Genomic DNA, 18,051 nt, shown 5'->3' on the forward strand with positions numbered 1-18,051 from the left:
AAATGTTAGAATCAGGTTGAATATCTCAACCTGATTTTTTTGTTTATGAAGAAATCCAAAATATTTATTCTCTTATTTACGCTAAGTTTTCCAGTAATTCTTTATTTATTTTTAAGGTCTTATGGGCAAAATGAATTTGACCTTCCTGTATTTTTTGAAACAGAGGTAAAAGCATATTGTGATAACACCAATACCAATGAGGAAAGCGTAAAAATTTATACTCAAGAAGGAGATTCAATTCAATTATTAGAATCTTATTCTGCTGATTTTAAGGTGGTTCATATTCCCAATTCAGATAACAAAGAAATTCAGACATTAAAGAATGAACTGAATAGAGTGTTAAACACCTTTGAGGATCTTTCAATAGATATAATCTCACTTCAACCAAAATCAGCTAATGATTCATTAATAGCAGAAGAATCTTTTTTAAATAGAGATAAAGCACACAGCTTCTGGTTTGATAATAATAAGCAAAATCAAATTGTAAATTGTGTTTATGCCTTTCCTACTGAACAATGGAAAGGAAGCCACCCTTCTGAAGAGGAATATCTTATTTATAATACCTTAGTTCTTTTAGATAAAAAGAATAGAATAAGGGGCTATTATGATGGCTATGAAACAAAGGAGGTTGACAGATTGATATTAGAAATTAGAGTATTATTAAGTAAAGACTAATGAGCCAAATAGATAATAATAGAAAATCATTTGTAAAATTAATATGGGTATTATCTATTGCAATACCTGTAGTAGTAGCCGTATTATTATTTGCTCCTGAAAAAATTGAGGGGGCTGGAGATTGGGTATATATTTTACCTCACTTAAATGCTACCTTTAATTCAATAACCGCTATAGTATTACTTTTAGGCCTTTATTTTATCAAGCGGAAGAATATTGTTGCACATAAAAGCATGATGTCTATTGCATTTACTTTAGGATCACTATTTTTAGTGAGTTACGTAATTTATCACTCTACAGCTGATTCAACTATTTATGGGGATATAAATGGTAATAGTATTTTAGATGAAGCTGAAAAAACGGAAGATATCATGTTTATGAGAGGGCTGTATGTTAGTATATTATTGCCCCATATTGTACTAGCGGCAGTAGTAGTTCCTTTTGTATTATTTGCCTTTTATTATGCTTTAACTGATAAGATTGAAAAGCATAAGAAAGTGGTGAAATGGACATTTCCAATCTGGTTATTTGTTTCAATAACTGGTGTCATCGTTTATTTTATGATAAGCCCATATTATTTAAATTAAGTGAACTCATTTTAGTATTTTTAAGTTTTAAAATAAAAATTTAGATGAAGAGGGTCATTCTACTACTTATCGTATTTCTTTTCATAAATTCGGCTGATATACTAGCACAATGCGCTATGTGCCGTGCAACTGTAGAAAATAATGTTAATAATGGAGAAATAGGTATTGCTAGCTCTCTTAACTTTGGTATTCTTTATTTATTTGCAGCACCTTATTTAGTAGTTATGGTAATTGGTTTTTTCTGGTACAGAAATTCTAAAAATCAAAAAAAGAAAATTGATATTAAAGAATTACTAAATAGAGCTAAGCCATAATTTTTTACCTGTTTATCATCATTCATCTTTATTTCAATATTTTCATTTAAACTCCAGTATGATTATTGCTATATTGATGCTTAAAATCATCAATTAAGTGAAGAAATATATACTTTTCCTTCTTAGTTTTTTAATTCTAATCGTTTTTGGCTTACGGCATTATTATCATACTTTAGAGCTTGATCGTAATCAATTCATATCTAAAACTCAGGTTAAACTCAATAAAGAGCTTCAGAAAGTAGAGAATGAAAAGAAAGATTGGATTACCTACTTTTCTAAGAATAAAGCCTTAGACTTTGAGTCACTTAATAAAATAGAAAATTCCTATTCCTTTTTCATATTTAATAATACCTCATTGGTTTATTGGTCAGACGAACATTATGCTCCTGAATCCAAAAAATATAGAAATGATGGGTGGTATTTTATCAGTAATCAGTCGGGTCAATATTTAGAATATTCAATAAAGTCAAAATCTGGTAGTATTGACTTGGTATCTGTGATTCCACTTTATGAACATTATGATGTAAATAATGAATATATCCAATCTCGATTTAATACTGATATTCTTCCTGAAGATGATATTTCACTTTATCAAACTGAAGTTGACAATAGTTACCCATTAACTGATTTATCGGGTAATCCATTGTTTTATATTAAATTAAGTGAAGACTTTGAAAGCTATAATGGTGTTTTACATGCTATTATAATACTGATTGAATTCATTATAGTTATATTATTGATTTGGCAATTATGGTTTTTTGTTAAAAAACAGAAGAGCTTAGCTATTCAAATTTCATTATTTACTTTTGGCATCGTCTTATTATGGGTTTTGTTGGAATTATTAGATTTCCCATTTCACTCAAAAGAATTAGAACTATTTGATCCAAAATATTTTGCATCATCTGATTTTAATCCCTCACTAGGATATTTAATAATCAACTGCATTTTTTTATTTTTAATTGGATATTTCTCTTTATTGCAAATAAAAGATTATTTACAGCGATCTGTTATCAGAAGTTTAAAGATTCGATTTGCTGTAAATATTTTATCCTATTTGGCCACAATAGGTGTTTTCTATTTTATAAATCTAATATATCTTCACTCCAATTGGGGGTTAGACAGTACTCAATCAATTGAATTTAATATATTTCAGATTCTATCCTTCCTAATTGTATTGTTATTTGGATATTTATTATTTGAGGCCTTTAAGGTTGCTCACCATTATAATTCTAAACTAGACATCAGCTTTGGAAGCTTTATATCTGCTCAACTTTTATCCTTAGCTATTTTCTCATTATTTAGCTTTTTTTTCGGTATTTCTATTATCTGGATAGGATTAGTAGTTTTCGTACTAAACTCTATAGTATATATCACTAATCTGGGATTAGCACTAAAAGACATTAATTTTTTGAGTTTCATTTATTTATTTCTATTGATTATTGCTGTATCTATAATAAATGCTATTTCAGTGCAAACGTTAGAAATCAGAAATGAGGCAAAACAAAGAAATATTCTAGCGGATAAAATTATAAATGGAAATGATGTTTTAGCTGAATATATGTTGGTCCAGCTTGATGAAAGTCTTAAAAAGGATGAGTATATCAAACGTCAGTTTTTACTGCCTTTAACACCCTATAAAACTATAGTTGATAAAATTGAAAAGTATTATCTAAATGATTATTTCGATAAGTATGAAACATCAATAAAAATTTTTGATGCCAAAGGCAATGTGATTTATCCTAATAATACTTTACCTATGAATTCATCTTATCCTATCCATCAGATGAATCAGAGAAATAAAAGAGGGGATATAAATTTATATTTAGTAGGAAATTCTGAGGGTAATCAATTACAAAGAAAATATATTTATTTGCATGAGATTAAACATAATGATTATGCTTTTGCAAAAATTGTATTAGAGTTGCAGCCAAAGAAAATAAGACCAGAGAATGTATTTCCTGAGCTTCTAGTTAAAAACCGAAATCTTCCTGCCTTACTTGATATTCCTTATGATTATGCTCTCTACAAAAACGACACCTTATCTTATAGTGTAGGGGATTTAAATTTTCCGAATACGGTTAATAGCGTAATAACAGAGGATGCACAGCTAAAGAAGATTCAACAGGAAAATCATTATAATTTTAATGTGGTTTCAGACCAGGATGAGAAAATAGTTTTTGGTAAAAGGAATAATTACTGGTATCGCTTCTTCTCTAATATCTCATTTTTCTTCATTCTATGCTTTGTACTGGTTTTTACCATATCAGCTTATCAATTTATCAAAGGGTATTTAAAAACGAAAACTCTTGGGTTAAGCGCAAAAATCCAGCTTTATTTTTCATTGGCTTTTCTGATTCCATTACTATCAGTAAGTATTTCAACTATTGGGTTTGTAAATGCTACATTTTTGGAAGATATCGTTTCCAAATATGAAGAGAATACCAACCGTGTTGCTAGTCAATTAGTGCCAATGCTTATGCGATACGAAAATGATTTGGTGGATAAGGCTACTTTAAGTAATGAAATATCTACTATTACAAAGATCATTAATGCGGATATAAACCTTTATGATCTTAATGGTCAACTTTTTTTAACGAGTCAGCCACAGGTATTTGAGAAAAATCTCTTGTCCTATAAAATTAATCCTAAGGCATATGCCTCAATTTTCCAAAATGGACAAAAGCTTATCACCTTAGAAGAGCAAATTGGTGATTTAAATTATCAGTCAGCCTATGTAGGCATTAGATCTTATAATTCAGGTAATTTATTAGCTATTTTGGGGAGTCCATTTTTTAAATCGAATAAAGAATATGATGTATTGCTGACTGATTTATTGAATAATGTTTTTAATATTTTTGTTAGCTCTTTTATAGTTTTCATTTTCTTAGCATATACAGCAACTAAAATTTTAACTTCTCCTTTAAATTTACTTAAGCAAAAACTTTCCCAAGTAAATCTATCGGCCAAGAATCAACCCATAAGCTGGCAAGTGGATGATGAAATTGGATTGCTTATTAATGAATATAATCAGATGCTTTTAAAGCTTGAGAAAAGTAGGCAAGCTTTAAGTAAGACAGAAAAAGAATCCGCTTGGCGAGAAATGGCACAACAAGTGGCTCATGAAATAAAAAATCCACTTACGCCAATGAAGTTATCATTGCAGCATTTACAAATGAAAATACAAAGGTCGGATAACCCAATGCCTGAGGCTACGGCTAAGATAGAAAGTATATTATCTCAGATTGAGAATTTGAGTGATATTGCAACCTCTTTTTCTTCTTTTGCTAAAATGCCAATTCCTGAAAATGAAAAAGTATGTGTGAGTGATATTTTGAGGAATGTAGTAGGGTTATTTAAAGCCGATCATGTTCATATTAATCTGGAGTTGCCTTCTGATAAAATACATGCATTTGCTGATCCTAAAATTATGGAACGTACTTTTAATAATATGATTCTTAATGCATTACAAAGTGGCGATGGTACTAATCCAGTAAGTGTTAATATTAAAATTGAGGTGGAGGGCGAAAGGATAAAAATATCAATATCAGACAACGGAACTGGTATTCCTGAAGAAAATTATAATAAAGTTTTTTTACCGAACTTTACTACAAAATCTAGTGGTTCAGGTATAGGTTTAGCAGTTGCTAAAAGAGGTATTGAACATGCGGGGGGTGATATTTGGTTCGAATCTGAATTAAATAAAGGGACTACCTTTTTTATTGAATTAAAAAGAATGGGTTAATTTTGAATTGGAGATTTGCTAAAATATTACTTTTCCTGATAGGGAGCTTTTTTTCTCCAATGCTTTCGAATGCTCAAAATCATTGTTTTAAAACTCAATACTCCTCATTTAGTATTCCTGATTCGATTATAATTGTTCCTGCAACGATTAAGGTAAAAAATTCAAAAAATGAGGATTTCCCCTACGAACTTCATCATGATTATTTAAAAATACAAAGAGGAAATTATACTGGTGAGCTGGAAGTATGTTATAACTATGTATCAGTTAAGAAATCTATTGTTGAAACTGCAGTTCCAGAAAAATTATTTGATAGTAGTGCCATTTTCACGGATTATAAAGTTCCTATATCAATAGGAAATAAATCAAATCAAGAGCTTTTAGGACTAGGAGCTCTCAATATTTCAGGTGCTTTTATGAGATCTGTTTCAGCTGGAAGACAACAATCAACTATGATGCACTCTGTTATGGACTTAACTATTTCTGGAGCTATTTCAGATGAACTTGATGTAAAAGCGAGATTAACAGACCAGCAATTACCCTTTGAGCCTGAAGGAAATACGCAAAGATTACAAGATTTTGATCGTGTTAACATTCAATTAATTCATAATGATTGGGCTGTGGAAGCAGGAGATTTAAATTTAAGACCTACTAAAACTTTTAATTTTTTAAAGTATAATAGACAAGTACAAGGAATTGGGCTTTCAACTTCCAAATTATCTATTGATTCAACTAATTCAAATACCGAATTGGTAGTCTCTTTTGCAAGAAGTAAGGCGGGTGTGCAAAATATTGAACCCATAGAAGGTGTTTTAGGTCCTTATAGAATTGAAGGCCCTCAAAATGAACCTTTCATTTTTATTTTGGCGGGTTCTGAAACCGTTTATTTAGATGGTGAAAAATTAGAAAGAGGATTAGAAAACGATTATATTATAGATTATAATGCAGCAGAAATCACATTTAATTCTCATTTGTATTTATCAAAATATAGTGTGATTCAAATTGAGTTTGAATATTCTGATCGGCAATATGACAGAACGGTAACAAATTTCCAGCACAATCAAAAAATAGGCAACTTAGATATAAATGTAGGTTACTTTCAACAAAAGGATAAACCAGGCAATCAAATTAATACTTTTAGTGAGTATGATTTTCAACAGCTCTCCAATATAAGTGGTATCAATTCTTATGGTGAAATTCAAGCTATTGATAGCATTGGCTTTCAAGAAGGACAAATAAATTATGCTAAGATTGATACAACTTTAAGTGGTAAAAAGTATTCGATTTATAGATATTCAAAAGACCCTCGATCTGCTCATTACAATTTAATATTTACACAGGTAGGTCAAAATAATGGTAACTATATAATATCGAATACTTCAATTAATGGAGTAGTTTATGAATGGGTAGCACCAATAGATGATATCCCTCAGGGTAATTATGAGCCCGTAAAACGAGTAGCTCTTCCTCAAAATCAAAGAATAATAGATGTTGGTTTAACATATAATCTAAATAATGGTTCAACAGTAGGACTTGAATATGCAGGATCGGAATTCGTATCAAATCAATTTAATTCCGAGGCTAGCCAACAGAAAGGAAACGCTCTAAAGTTAAGCTACACTTCAGACAATAAAGAGTTAAACTTTTTAAAAGAGGTATACATTAATAATTATATAAGTTATGAATATTTAGATTCTACTTTTTCTCCAATTCAACCATTTCGAGAAATGGATTTTAATCGAAATTGGGGGCTGCAGGAATCTGCGGTGTATTTGGCAGGAGAGGAGCACTTGATCAATTTAGGTACTGAAATTTCTACTGAAAGGCAGCTTGCTAATTATAGCATTACATTTAGAGATAAAGAAAATGCAGGTCAAGGTATTCAACAAAAAATTAGATATCATAGGAAAGGTGATCTTCAGATTACTGCTAATGTTTTTGTAATGGATAATCATGTTGAAGCAAAAAACATTAGCTGGAGAAAGGCTCTTTTTGATATTAATTTCACACAATATGAATTAATTCCAGGCTATACTTTTAATACTCAGCAACATCAGATTTGGCAAAATGAAATCATAGAGCAGAGTTTTCAATATTTTAATAGTCACCAATTCTATCTAAAAAAAATAGATTCATCAGCTTGGTCGTTTTTACTATCTCATGAATTAAGACAAGATGATATCCCTTTTGAAGAGAAAATGATTAGAAATGAAGATGCTCAGAATACTAAACTCGAAACCTCCTTTCAATTCAATGAGGGGAATAGGCTTTCATTGAATGCTATTAACAGAAATATTGTACAGAAAAATGATTCCAATAACCAACAACACTACCTGCAAGGAGGAATAAACTGGCTCTCTTCTTTATTAGATGGACATATCAATCAAAATATAAATTTTCAAACAGGGACTGGCAGAGTATTAGAAAGAAACTATTTCTTTATGGAAGTTGCAAGAAATTTGGGAACACATTCTTGGTCTGATTTAAATAATAATGGTGAAAAAGAGCTAAATGAGTTCTTTGAAGATGAAACCGAATATGGAAATAGGAATTATGTAAAAGTTCTAACTATGGGAAGTGACTATAAAACGGCTTACATTAATCGCTTGCTATATCAATTGCAATGGAAAATGCCTGAAAGTTGGAGGGATTCAGATGGTCTGCTTTACTATTTTGGAAAACTATCGGGTAACTTTAACGCTAATTTTGATTCGAAAAATACTTTTGAAAATTGGCTGGATAGAATTTCTCCATTGAGTAATACAGAAAATGAAAAGGTTTTATCCTCTAGAAATATTTGGAAAAGTTCCTTTTATTATAATAGAGGTGGCGATTTGAATTTTGAATCTACTTGGTCTTCATCTAATAGAAAGCAATTATTATTAGATGGTTTTGAAGGGATGTCAAGAAAAAACTATTTGTTTAGTACTAGCTTAAATACTTTTCAAGATTGGAATGTTAACCTTAGCTATCTTAATTCAATTAGTACTTCATTTTCTGATAGAGTAGACGAACGAGATTACGCTTTCACAAGTCAATCTATTATCCCTAAGATTATGTGGCAAAACGGTAAAAAATTAAGATTAGTGTTAGCCTATAAAAATAATAATAAATGGAGTGAACACGAGGCTTTTGGTGGTAGTGTAAATGTTAATTCAATAGAATTAAGTAATAAGTTTATACAATCACAAAATGACATTTTTGAATCAAAAGTTAGTTATGTAAGTGTAGATTCAAAATTAAAAGATAATCAGAGCCCTTTAGCTTTTGAAATGTTTGAAGGATTACAAGCAGGAGATAATTATGTATGGAATATTTCTATGAAAAGAAAATTGATAGGTGATCTAAACTTAATCCTTCAATATATTGGAAGAAAAAGCAAAGATTACCCGGTTATCCATAATGGGAGTGTGCAATTAACAGCTCTTTTTTAAAGCGTTTTTCTAAGCTTTTTCATAAACTTACTAGCGAAAATAAATTCTTCTAAGTCTTCTTGATTAGAAGTTAAAACTGTATCTGAATTACCTTCCCATAGCTTTTTACCTTTTTCTAAATAAATAATATGCTCACCAATTCCCATAACGGAATTCATATCATGTGTAACCACTATAGTGGTTACATTTAATTCATGCGTAATTTCTTGTATTAGTTCATCTATTAATAGGGAAGTTCTTGGATCTAAGCCTGAATTTGGTTCATCACAGAATAAGTAATTAATATCATTCACAATAGCTCTTGCAATTCCAACTCTCTTCTTCTGGCCACCACTAATTTCGGATGGCATTTTTTTATTAATGTTTTCCAATCCAACTCTACTTAATACATTATTGACACGATCAAGCTTTTCATCTTTTTTCATATCAGTAAGTAGATCTAAAGGAAACATAACATTTTCCTCAATATTTTTCGAATCGAATAAAGCACCTCCTTGAAAAAGCATTCCAATTTCTCTTCTCATTTGTGCTTTTTCTTCCTTATCTGCTTTTAAAAATGATCTGCCGTCATACAGTACTTCTCCAGTCTCTGGTATTATTAAACCGACAATACATTTTAATAATACACTTTTTCCAGTTCCGCTGGCTCCAATTATCAGGTTCGTAATACCTCTGTCAAATGTGCCTGATATATTTTCAAGAACAGAAGTGCCATTAAATGATTTAGATATGTTTGTTATTTCAATCATTGCTTAATTCAATAATAATTCTGCTAAAATGTAATCTGCTAATAATATTGCAATACAGCTTTTGGTTACCGCACTTGTACTTGATCGACCAACTTCAAGTGCACCACCTGTTGTGTAGAATCCTTGAAAAGCAGAAATTGAGGCAATTAAAAACGCGAAAACTACAGACTTTATTAAGGCAAATTGCACGGTATACGAATTAAAATCGATTCTAATACCATATACATATTCTGTTTCAGTTAAAATGCCTGTCATTGTACCCGCTATATAACCACCATATAATGACAAAAAGCCTGCAATAATTACTAATAAAGGGTACATAATCATAGCAGCCACTATTTTAGGCAATACTAAATAGGATGCTGAGTTGATTCCCATAACCTCTAAGGCATCAATTTGCTCAGTAATTCTCATAGTACCCAATCCACTGGCTATACTTGACCCAACTTTTCCGGCAATTACAATAGCCGTAATGGTGGGTGCTAATTCCAAAACAACCATTTCCCGAGTAACCTGAGCTACAACATAATTTTGAATTAAAGGACTCACTAAATTATAGGCCGTCTGCACTGTAGTTACAGCACCCATAAAGGTTGAGGTAATTGCAACAATTAAGATAGAATTCCAACCAATAGAAATACATTCATTAATGGTTAGTTTTAGATAAGAAGAAAAGGTTTCTCTTCTTACGAACATACTCCCTAAAAAAATAAAATAAGCACCGATTGCTTTCATAAGGTTGTTGTTTCTTGAATCTTCAAATTTAAAGTTAGCATGAAAATTTTCTTTGCAATAAAATAAAACGCTAAAGTGAAAGAAAATTTTAGCTTGTGCATTAAATAATCTTTAAACATTACGCTGGTTGTGAAATGTTGTTTGTAGAACTATGATAAATATCGTTAGTTTCGTATTCTTAAAACTAGTTGCATTATAATTATGGATAAATATATAGTAATCACAGGAGGTACAAAAGGCATTGGTAGAGCCATTATTATGAAATTTGCTCAAAATGGATTCAATATTATAACGTGTTCCAGAAAGAGTGATGAATTAAATGAGCTTAAGGAAGAAATAGAAAGGTCGAATGACATTAGGGTTTTTGTGAAAGCTGCTGATTTATCCAAGAAAGAAGAAGTAATTCAATTTGCCGAATTTGTAAAGGGCACTACCTCTAAAATTGATGTTCTTATTAATAATACGGGTGTGTTTTTACCCGGAAGTATAAAAGATGAGCCCGAAGGGAATTTAGAGATGATGATGAATACAAATTTGTTTTCTGCATATCATTTAACTAGAGCTTTATTACCTTCTATGTTACCCCATAAAAAGGGACACATCTTTTCAATGAGTAGTATTGCGGGTATTACAGCTTATTCAAGTGGAGGCTCATACAGTATCACAAAATATGCTATGCAAGGCTTTACAAAATGCTTGAGAGAAGAATTGAAGGGTGAAGGAGTAAAAGTAACTTCTATTATTCCTGGTGCAACCTATACAGCAAGTTGGGAAGGTGTTGATTTACCATTAGAAAGATTCATGAAAGCAGAAGATGTTGCTGAATCAGTTTGGTCAGCTTATGCTTTATCAGACAGAACTGTAGTGGAAGAAATTGTTCTTAGACCTCAATTAGGAGATATATAATCATGAATGAGAGAATATTTTTATCAGCTCCCCATATGGGAGGACAGGAAATTAAGTTTATAAATCAAGCATTTGATGAAAACTGGATTGCCCCTTTAGGCCCCAATGTAAATGGATTTGAAAAAGACCTTCAGGATTATAATAAGGTATCGAATGCATCAGTTTTAAGTTCTGGTACAGCCGCTATCCATTTAGCTCTAATTTTATTGGGTATAAGGCGAGATGATGTTGTACTAGCTTCTAGCTTTACTTTTTCAGCAACAGTCAACCCCATTGTCTATCAGCAGGCAAATCCAGTTCTTATTGACAGTGAAGATGAAACATGGAATATGGATCCTAATTTGCTTGAAAAAGCTATTAAAGAATATATTCAGAAAGGCAAAAAGCCGAAAGCCATCATATTTGTTCATTTGTATGGTATGCCGGGCAAAATTGAGGAGGTAAGAGCTCTGGCTGATCAATATGAAATTCCAATAATTGAAGACGCTGCAGAAGCTTTAGGGGCAAGCTTGAACGGAAAAGCATTAGGCACCTTTGGTGATTTTGGTGTTTTTTCTTTTAACGGAAATAAAATTATAACTACTTCAGGAGGAGGAGCTCTCGTTTCAGAAAATAAAGAATGGATTGATAAATCACGCTTTTTAGCTACACAAGCACGTGATGCGGCTCCTCATTATCAACATTCAGAAATTGGCTATAATTACCGAATGAGTAACATAGCCGCAGGTATTGGTAGAGGGCAAATGTTAGTGCTAGATCAATGGGTTGAAAAAAGAAGGGCCAATCATGAATTCTATAGAAATGAATTAGGGAATTTAGGCTTAAGCTTTTTAAATGAGCCTGAAAATTCTTTCAGTAATAGATGGTTAACCTGCGTTCTTTTTGATGAATCAATTAAAAGGACAACTGAAGAATTAAGGCAATATTTAGAGGGATTCAATATTGAAACAAGGCCATTATGGAAACCAATGCACTTACAACCAGTATTCAAAAAATATGACGCCTATACCTCTGGTGTTTCAGAAAAATTATTTAAAACTGGCTTATGTCTTCCATCTAGTTCATCATTATCTATGGACCAAAAGCAACTAATAGTCGAAAAGATTAAGCAATTTCTTAAATAAAAGCTTAAATAATTATAATAAAATATTATTTAGATTATATTTACCTATTAATGATTAAGAAAATCAACGATATCAGCTTTTTACCTAGGTGGATTATTTTATTAATCGACCTTTTGTTGTTGATGTCAGCAATCGTAATTGCTTATTTACTTCGTTTCAACTTTAATTTGGCAGATGTTTTGGCTTTTAAGTTTACTGAAGGCCTTGTTTTATTTCTGATTTGTCATTTAATCTCTATTTTCTTAACGCAAAGTTATGCCGGAATCATTAGGTATACCTCCATTGAAGATGGTTTAAGAATCTCATATACTACTTTTATTGGGACAATTCTTATTGCTATCATCAGTTATTTAAATTACTGGTACAGAGGAAGTGTAATTATTCCAGCCTCAGTTTTAATTATAAGCTTTATTTTATCTGTAAGTATATTATTTTCTTACAGGGTATTAGTTAAAAACCTTTTTAGTTACTATCGAGATGCTGTTAGAAATAGAAAAAATATTATAATATTTGGAGCCGGCCAATATGGAATAATCACCAAGCAAGTAATTGATGCTGATCCAAATGCAAGATCAAGAGTGGTTGGATTTATTGATGATGACATCAAAAAATCAGGTAAAATTTTAAATGGTACTCCTATTTTTGATGCCAATTATAATCTTGATGAAATTCTTAAGAAATATGCTGTTCGAGAAATCATCATTGCGATTGCCAATCTTTCTGTGGAAAGGAAAAATGAGTTGGTAGATTATTGCTTAAAAGCCCATGTGAAAGTAAGGTCGGTTCCGCCACCAGAAAAATGGGTAAATGGTGAACTAAGCATAAATCAAATTAAAGAAGTACGCATTGAAGATTTATTAGGCAGAGAATCAATTCAATTACAAAATCCGAAAGTTTCAGAAAGCATAGCTGGCAAAATTGTACTAATAACTGGAGCAGCAGGTTCAATTGGTTCTGAAATAGCGAAGCAAGTTCTAAAAGTAAAGCCTAAAAAATTATTAATTCTTGATCAGGCAGAATCATTTTTATATGCAGTTGATTTAGACTTAGTTAATCAGAATAAGGATAAAAAAGTAGAAATTACTCCTTTGATTGTTGATGTTACCAATAAAAGAAGATTAGAAGGGATTTTCGAAAAATATAATCCGGATATTGTTTACCATGCTGCTGCATATAAACACGTTCCATTAATGGAAAAACATCCAGTTGAAGCCATAGCTACTAATGTATTTGGTACAAAAAATCTGGCCGACCTAGCAGTTCAATACAATGTTGAAAAGTTTGTAATGGTATCAACAGATAAGGCTGTGAATCCTACAAATGTGATGGGAGCCACAAAAAGATTAGCTGAACTTTATGTCCAATCTTTAAATGATGTAAAAGCTGATGGTAAAAAGAATACCACTAAATTCGTTACTACCAGATTTGGTAATGTGCTAGGTTCAAATGGATCAGTAATTCCATTATTTAAAAATCAAATTGAAAAAGGAGGGCCAGTTACCGTTACTCATCCTGATGTAACTCGATATTTCATGACGATCCCAGAAGCTTGTCAGTTAGTAATAGAAGCTGGTGTTATGGGGTTTGGCGGTGAGATTTTTGTATTTGATATGGGTAAATCAGTTAAAATAATTGATTTAGCTAAAAAAATGATTCAGCTTTCTGGTTTTGAAGTAGGGGTAGATATCAATATAGAATATACAGGATTAAGAGAAGGGGAGAAATTATATGAAGAGTTGTTAAGCAATAAAGAAACAACACTTCCTACTTACCATGAAAAGATTCTAATTGCAAAAACAGATAGAATGCGTCATAACGAAATCTCATCTGAGCTTTCTAAACTTTATGATTTACTGTTGGATGAGAATGAGATGGGGATGATCATGCAAATCAAAAAGATTATTCCTGAATTTATCAGTCATGCTTCTCGTTTTGAAGTTTTAGATGATAAGGATTCGGATAATGGTAAATGGAAAATATCGAGGAAGATCAGTTAAATCTGTGACACATCTATTTTGTGGAAAGTATATTTTAATAACATCTCTTGCCTCCAAACATATTAATTTTGGAAGTTTTTACTTTAATTTTCTTTAAGTAAAAATTTATACTTCAGAAATATTTACAGCCTGACTCTGATAAAGTTTGTCTAAACCTTATGTGTGTTTGTCTAAATATATTGTTGATCAGTTTAATTTAGTCTTGATTTGAGTAATAGTTAAGAGGAAAATGTAGGATCCTCTTACTTATCTTCAGTAAAACTCAAATATTGACAAATATGAAATTTTCAATTCAGTTTCAGCAATTCATTTACAGATCCTTTCTTTTTTTAATTCTGCTCTTAATGGGGTTCACGGGTAAGGCACAAAATATAATTACTGGAAAAGTTTTAGAAGCTGCAGAAATAGGAATACCCTTTGCCAGTGTAGCTTTATTAAATGCAAATGATAGTTCTATAGTAAAAGGGGCCATAACGGGAGAAGATGGTATTTACAAGATAAGATCAATACCTACAGGTAATTATTTTCTTTCTGTCACTTTTATTGGATATGAAAAATTTATAGGTTCAGTTTTTCTATTTTCAGGAGGGACATTTGAATTAGAGCCAATTACATTGGTGCAATCAGTACAAGCCTTAAATGAGGTTACAGTCTCTGGAAAACGTCAGGTTCTTGAAAGAAAAACGGATAGATATGTAATGGACGTAACAGCCAGTACATTCCAGTCAGATAATATCATGGATATTTTTTACGCACTTCCTTTTGTGCAAGTTAAGAGCGATGGTATTTCTGTTAATGGTAAAGGTGGTATACTAATCTTACTGGATAAGGTACAGATGCCTCAAGCATCACTAAATTCTATTTTAACTTCTATGACTGGAGATGAGATTGAGAATATTGAATTCATCACAAATCCTTCATCTAGGTATCCGTCTGATATTAGCACAGTTATTAAAATAACTACAAAGCGATCAAAATATTATGGACTAACGGGTTCTGCTAGAACTGCATTATCACAAGGGATTTACGGGAAAGCTTCTTTAGGAACGTCTTTAACTTACAGAAAGAAAAAATGGGTCACAAACATTAATTTAAATCAAAGGTCTGGGTCTTCCTTTACAGAAACCAATAATGAAAGGATTTTAAATATTGACGGTAATCAAATATTACTTGATGGAGATTACAAGACTAAGAATGTGTACAATAAGCCATCATTGAGAGCTGCTATTGATTATACTATAAATAAATCAAATTCTATAGGTTTGCAGTCAAATGTAAATTACACGAAGACATCCAGAGACTCTTTTTTTAAAAATAGCACTGATTTTATTTCAGAGTCTGGAACGGTCGATTCTGTTCTCAGAATGGAAAGTTTTGATTTTGGAAGTGAGATGATTCAGAATTATAGCATGTATTACAATCATAAACTGGATACTCTTGGTAAATCCGTTGATTTTATTTTCACATATACACCGGTCAATATCAATGACGGAACTGAGATGCTGTACCAGAGGCTTCTAACCCCAACTGAGGAAGTACTTTCAGAACTTCCGATTGCAAGAAATACAAATAGAAATCAAGCAAATATTTTCGTGGGCCAGATGGATTGGGAGCTACCGTTTCAGAATGGGTTAAGGCTAATAACAGGTGGTAAGGTAACTAAATCTGTGAATGACACAAAACCTGCTCAGGACATAAAGGTTGGCAATCAGTTCATTGGGGTAGAGGATTTTACCTTTCAAAACAAGTTTCAAGAAAGTATTCTAGCCTACTATACAGACATAAATAAGGCTTTTGGAGAAAGAATAAATATTAGTGCGGGTTTACGAATGGAATATTCCAGAATGATCGTAGATAATCTAACTGCTAATCAAAGGGAATTGGACAGAGAGTTTACTGACTTTTTCCCAAATGTGAGAGTTGATTATTTTGCATCGCAGATGCTGCAGCTGTCAGCAAATTATCGTAGGACTATCCAACGCCCGGGTTTTTCTACTCTAACTCCCTTCAGAAATTATGTGGATGATTATACAATTATAGAAGGAAACCCAGGTCTTTTACCTGCTTATGAAAATACGCTTTCAGTAAATATGATTTTAGGGGGTATGCTTTATGTTGAAGCAGCATATAGTGATCAGAAAGATTCATATACACAGCTTCCACGTGCAGATGGTGATGTAACTATCTGGAGAGATACAAATTTTGATCTTACCTCCTATAGTCTTCTCGGAAATATGGGATTTCAGATTACAAACTGGTGGACAGGTAGTGTTTTTGCATATGGTGCCTTAATGGAATCCGCCATAGGTCAAGAGGGTTTTAATATTATTGATATTCCTCTGGGTATTTATCATACTTTCGGTCTTGAAAATAGCTTTAATTTACCTGCTGGTCTCAAACTGGAAACAACAATAAATTATACGGGGCCTGTACAATTAGGCTTGGTAGAAGCTATTTCTAATAATTATACGCGGCTTGCACTTAAGGGTAGTCTTTTCAATGATAAACTAAATTACACCCTTTCAGCTATGGATTTTTTTAGAGGTGATATGTCAGGTGCAAATATCAATTCTTATAATATGGAAACGCGTGTAAAAACCTATTCTGATGCAAGACGAATTCAGCTAGGTTTAGTTTACAGATTCGGTAAAAATACAGTGAGAGAAGCTAGAAATAAAGAGCTGGGTAATGAGGATGTTGTGAATCGAGTAGATTAAGTAAAGTTGATTTAAAGAAAACCCATGAATGAAATTTATAGACTAAATCGCTCGATTTCTTCAAGCGATAGAAAATATGATTACAACAAGGTAAAGGATTTTTTACTAAAACAGCAATTGGATCAATTAGAATTAGGAGATGAACCATCAGGTATATATTCTAAGTTTAGTACTGAGATTCTATGCATCAATAAATCAATGTTTAATAAAGATGCAAACTACACAATTCTAATTTCAAATCTCAATGCTATTCAATCAGAGGTTAAACATAATTTGATAATAGATAAGGGTTTAAAAATATATATTACCGTTGAATTGCTACCAAAACTTTCTTATTGTCTTTATAAGTTAGGTAAATATGAGCAGGCAGAACAAGTGATAAGGGAGCACTTAGTATTAAGTGAATACCTAATAAATCGTAAAGCTACATTTGTGTTTTTCAACTTATTAGAGCAAATCTTAAACCTGAATAAGGTTTTAATTGCGCAAAATAAAGTTAGAGAAGCTCTATCAAACTGGCAAGAGCTTTTCAAATTTATGATTATGGGACAGGAAAGTAAAATTGTATATTTAAATACAGGCTCTGGAATTGTCAACACAGGTTTACCGAAAATTTTAAAGGAGTACTCTATTCTGAACTTTCTTAAAGTTTATATAGCAGGTCAACTTGAATTTGGAGTCTATCCTACTGTTAACGTCATTTTTCGGGATTGGTTTAATAATATGGATGTAAGTACCAGTGAGCGTTTAGCAATCTATAGATATATATCAATACTTGAAGCAAACGAAAACGGAACTTTAAATCATGTAATGAAAGACATTATAGAATTCTCTCATGTGTTTGAAGGAAGAAATTATCTCATCTTGAGACATTCATTAAATAATGTACTTATTGAAAAGATAGAAAAAGAGTATTCAAATCATCACAAAAAGGCAGAGATGATTGATTTTATAAAAGATAGCTTAAAAGTAGTAGGTACATGAGATCGATCTTCATTTTGGTTTGATGATCTATTTGTAAAAGCAACATATATGTAAGACTAAAAGAAGACTTCATCAAGAAACTGATTAGTT

At 31.6% G+C, this 18,051-nt stretch carries 12 protein-coding genes; 10 read left to right on the forward strand and 2 right to left on the reverse strand.

What is annotated here, in order from left to right:
• Positions 1–45 precede the first annotated feature (45 nt).
• The 5 genes from QYS47_RS05865 (at position 46) to QYS47_RS05885 (ending at position 8,749) form a co-directional block, all read left to right on the forward strand.
• Positions 46–675, forward strand: coding sequence for a hypothetical protein (locus QYS47_RS05865; RefSeq protein ID WP_322348021.1), 630 nt, complete (start codon positions 46–48; stop codon positions 673–675).
• Positions 675–1,262 (forward strand): DUF420 domain-containing protein, encoded by a 588-nt coding sequence (locus QYS47_RS05870; RefSeq protein ID WP_322348022.1) that lies wholly within the window; start codon positions 675–677, stop codon positions 1,260–1,262. The genes QYS47_RS05865 and QYS47_RS05870 overlap by 1 nt, the downstream gene beginning before the upstream one ends.
• 44 nt (positions 1,263–1,306) lie before the next feature.
• Positions 1,307–1,576: a hypothetical protein gene (locus QYS47_RS05875; RefSeq protein WP_302103868.1), complete on the forward strand. Its 270-nt coding sequence runs from the start codon at positions 1,307–1,309 to the stop codon at positions 1,574–1,576.
• A 97-nt stretch (positions 1,577–1,673) separates the two neighbouring features.
• Positions 1,674–5,318, forward strand: coding sequence for an ATP-binding protein (locus QYS47_RS05880; RefSeq protein ID WP_322348023.1), 3,645 nt, complete (start codon positions 1,674–1,676; stop codon positions 5,316–5,318).
• A 2-nt stretch (positions 5,319–5,320) separates the two neighbouring features.
• Positions 5,321–8,749 (forward strand): hypothetical protein, encoded by a 3,429-nt coding sequence (locus tag QYS47_RS05885; RefSeq protein WP_322348024.1) that lies wholly within the window; start codon positions 5,321–5,323, stop codon positions 8,747–8,749.
• Here the strand turns inward: QYS47_RS05885 and QYS47_RS05890 are convergent.
• Both QYS47_RS05890 and QYS47_RS05895 read right to left on the reverse strand, forming a co-directional pair.
• A complete protein-coding gene (locus QYS47_RS05890) occupies positions 8,746–9,498 on the reverse strand; it encodes an ABC transporter ATP-binding protein (protein ID WP_302103878.1) in 753 nt (250 codons plus the stop codon). The two genes, QYS47_RS05885 and QYS47_RS05890, sit on opposite strands and share 4 nt — an antisense overlap.
• Positions 9,499–9,501: 3 nt before the next feature.
• Positions 9,502–10,233, reverse strand: coding sequence for an MlaE family ABC transporter permease (locus QYS47_RS05895; RefSeq protein ID WP_302127318.1), 732 nt, complete (start codon positions 10,231–10,233; stop codon positions 9,502–9,504).
• 201 nt (positions 10,234–10,434) lie between these two features.
• Here QYS47_RS05895 and QYS47_RS05900 point away from each other — a divergent pair, with 201 nt between their 5' ends.
• The 5 genes from QYS47_RS05900 (at position 10,435) to QYS47_RS05920 (ending at position 17,961) form a co-directional block, all read left to right on the forward strand.
• A complete protein-coding gene (locus QYS47_RS05900) occupies positions 10,435–11,139 on the forward strand; it encodes an SDR family oxidoreductase (RefSeq protein ID WP_302127317.1) in 705 nt (234 codons plus the stop codon).
• Between the two features lie 2 nt (positions 11,140–11,141).
• Entirely contained in the window at positions 11,142–12,263 is a 1,122-nt protein-coding gene (locus tag QYS47_RS05905) for an aminotransferase class I/II-fold pyridoxal phosphate-dependent enzyme (protein WP_322348025.1), read from the forward strand.
• A 50-nt stretch (positions 12,264–12,313) separates the two neighbouring features.
• Positions 12,314–14,260, forward strand: a complete 1,947-nt coding sequence (locus tag QYS47_RS05910) for a polysaccharide biosynthesis protein (RefSeq protein WP_322348026.1) — start codon at positions 12,314–12,316, stop codon at positions 14,258–14,260.
• Positions 14,261–14,538: 278 nt separating this feature from the next.
• Positions 14,539–16,977, forward strand: a complete 2,439-nt coding sequence (locus QYS47_RS05915) for a TonB-dependent receptor domain-containing protein (RefSeq protein ID WP_322348027.1) — start codon at positions 14,539–14,541, stop codon at positions 16,975–16,977.
• Positions 16,978–17,001: 24 nt separating this feature from the next.
• The gene (locus QYS47_RS05920; RefSeq protein ID WP_322348028.1) at positions 17,002–17,961 is read left to right on the forward strand and encodes a hypothetical protein; all 960 of its coding nucleotides are present in this window, start codon (positions 17,002–17,004) and stop codon (positions 17,959–17,961) included.
• Positions 17,962–18,051 lie beyond the last annotated feature (90 nt).

This window comes from Marivirga arenosa, from assembly GCF_030503875.2.
Taxonomy (GTDB): Bacteria; Bacteroidota; Bacteroidia; order Cytophagales; family Cyclobacteriaceae; genus Marivirga; species Marivirga arenosa.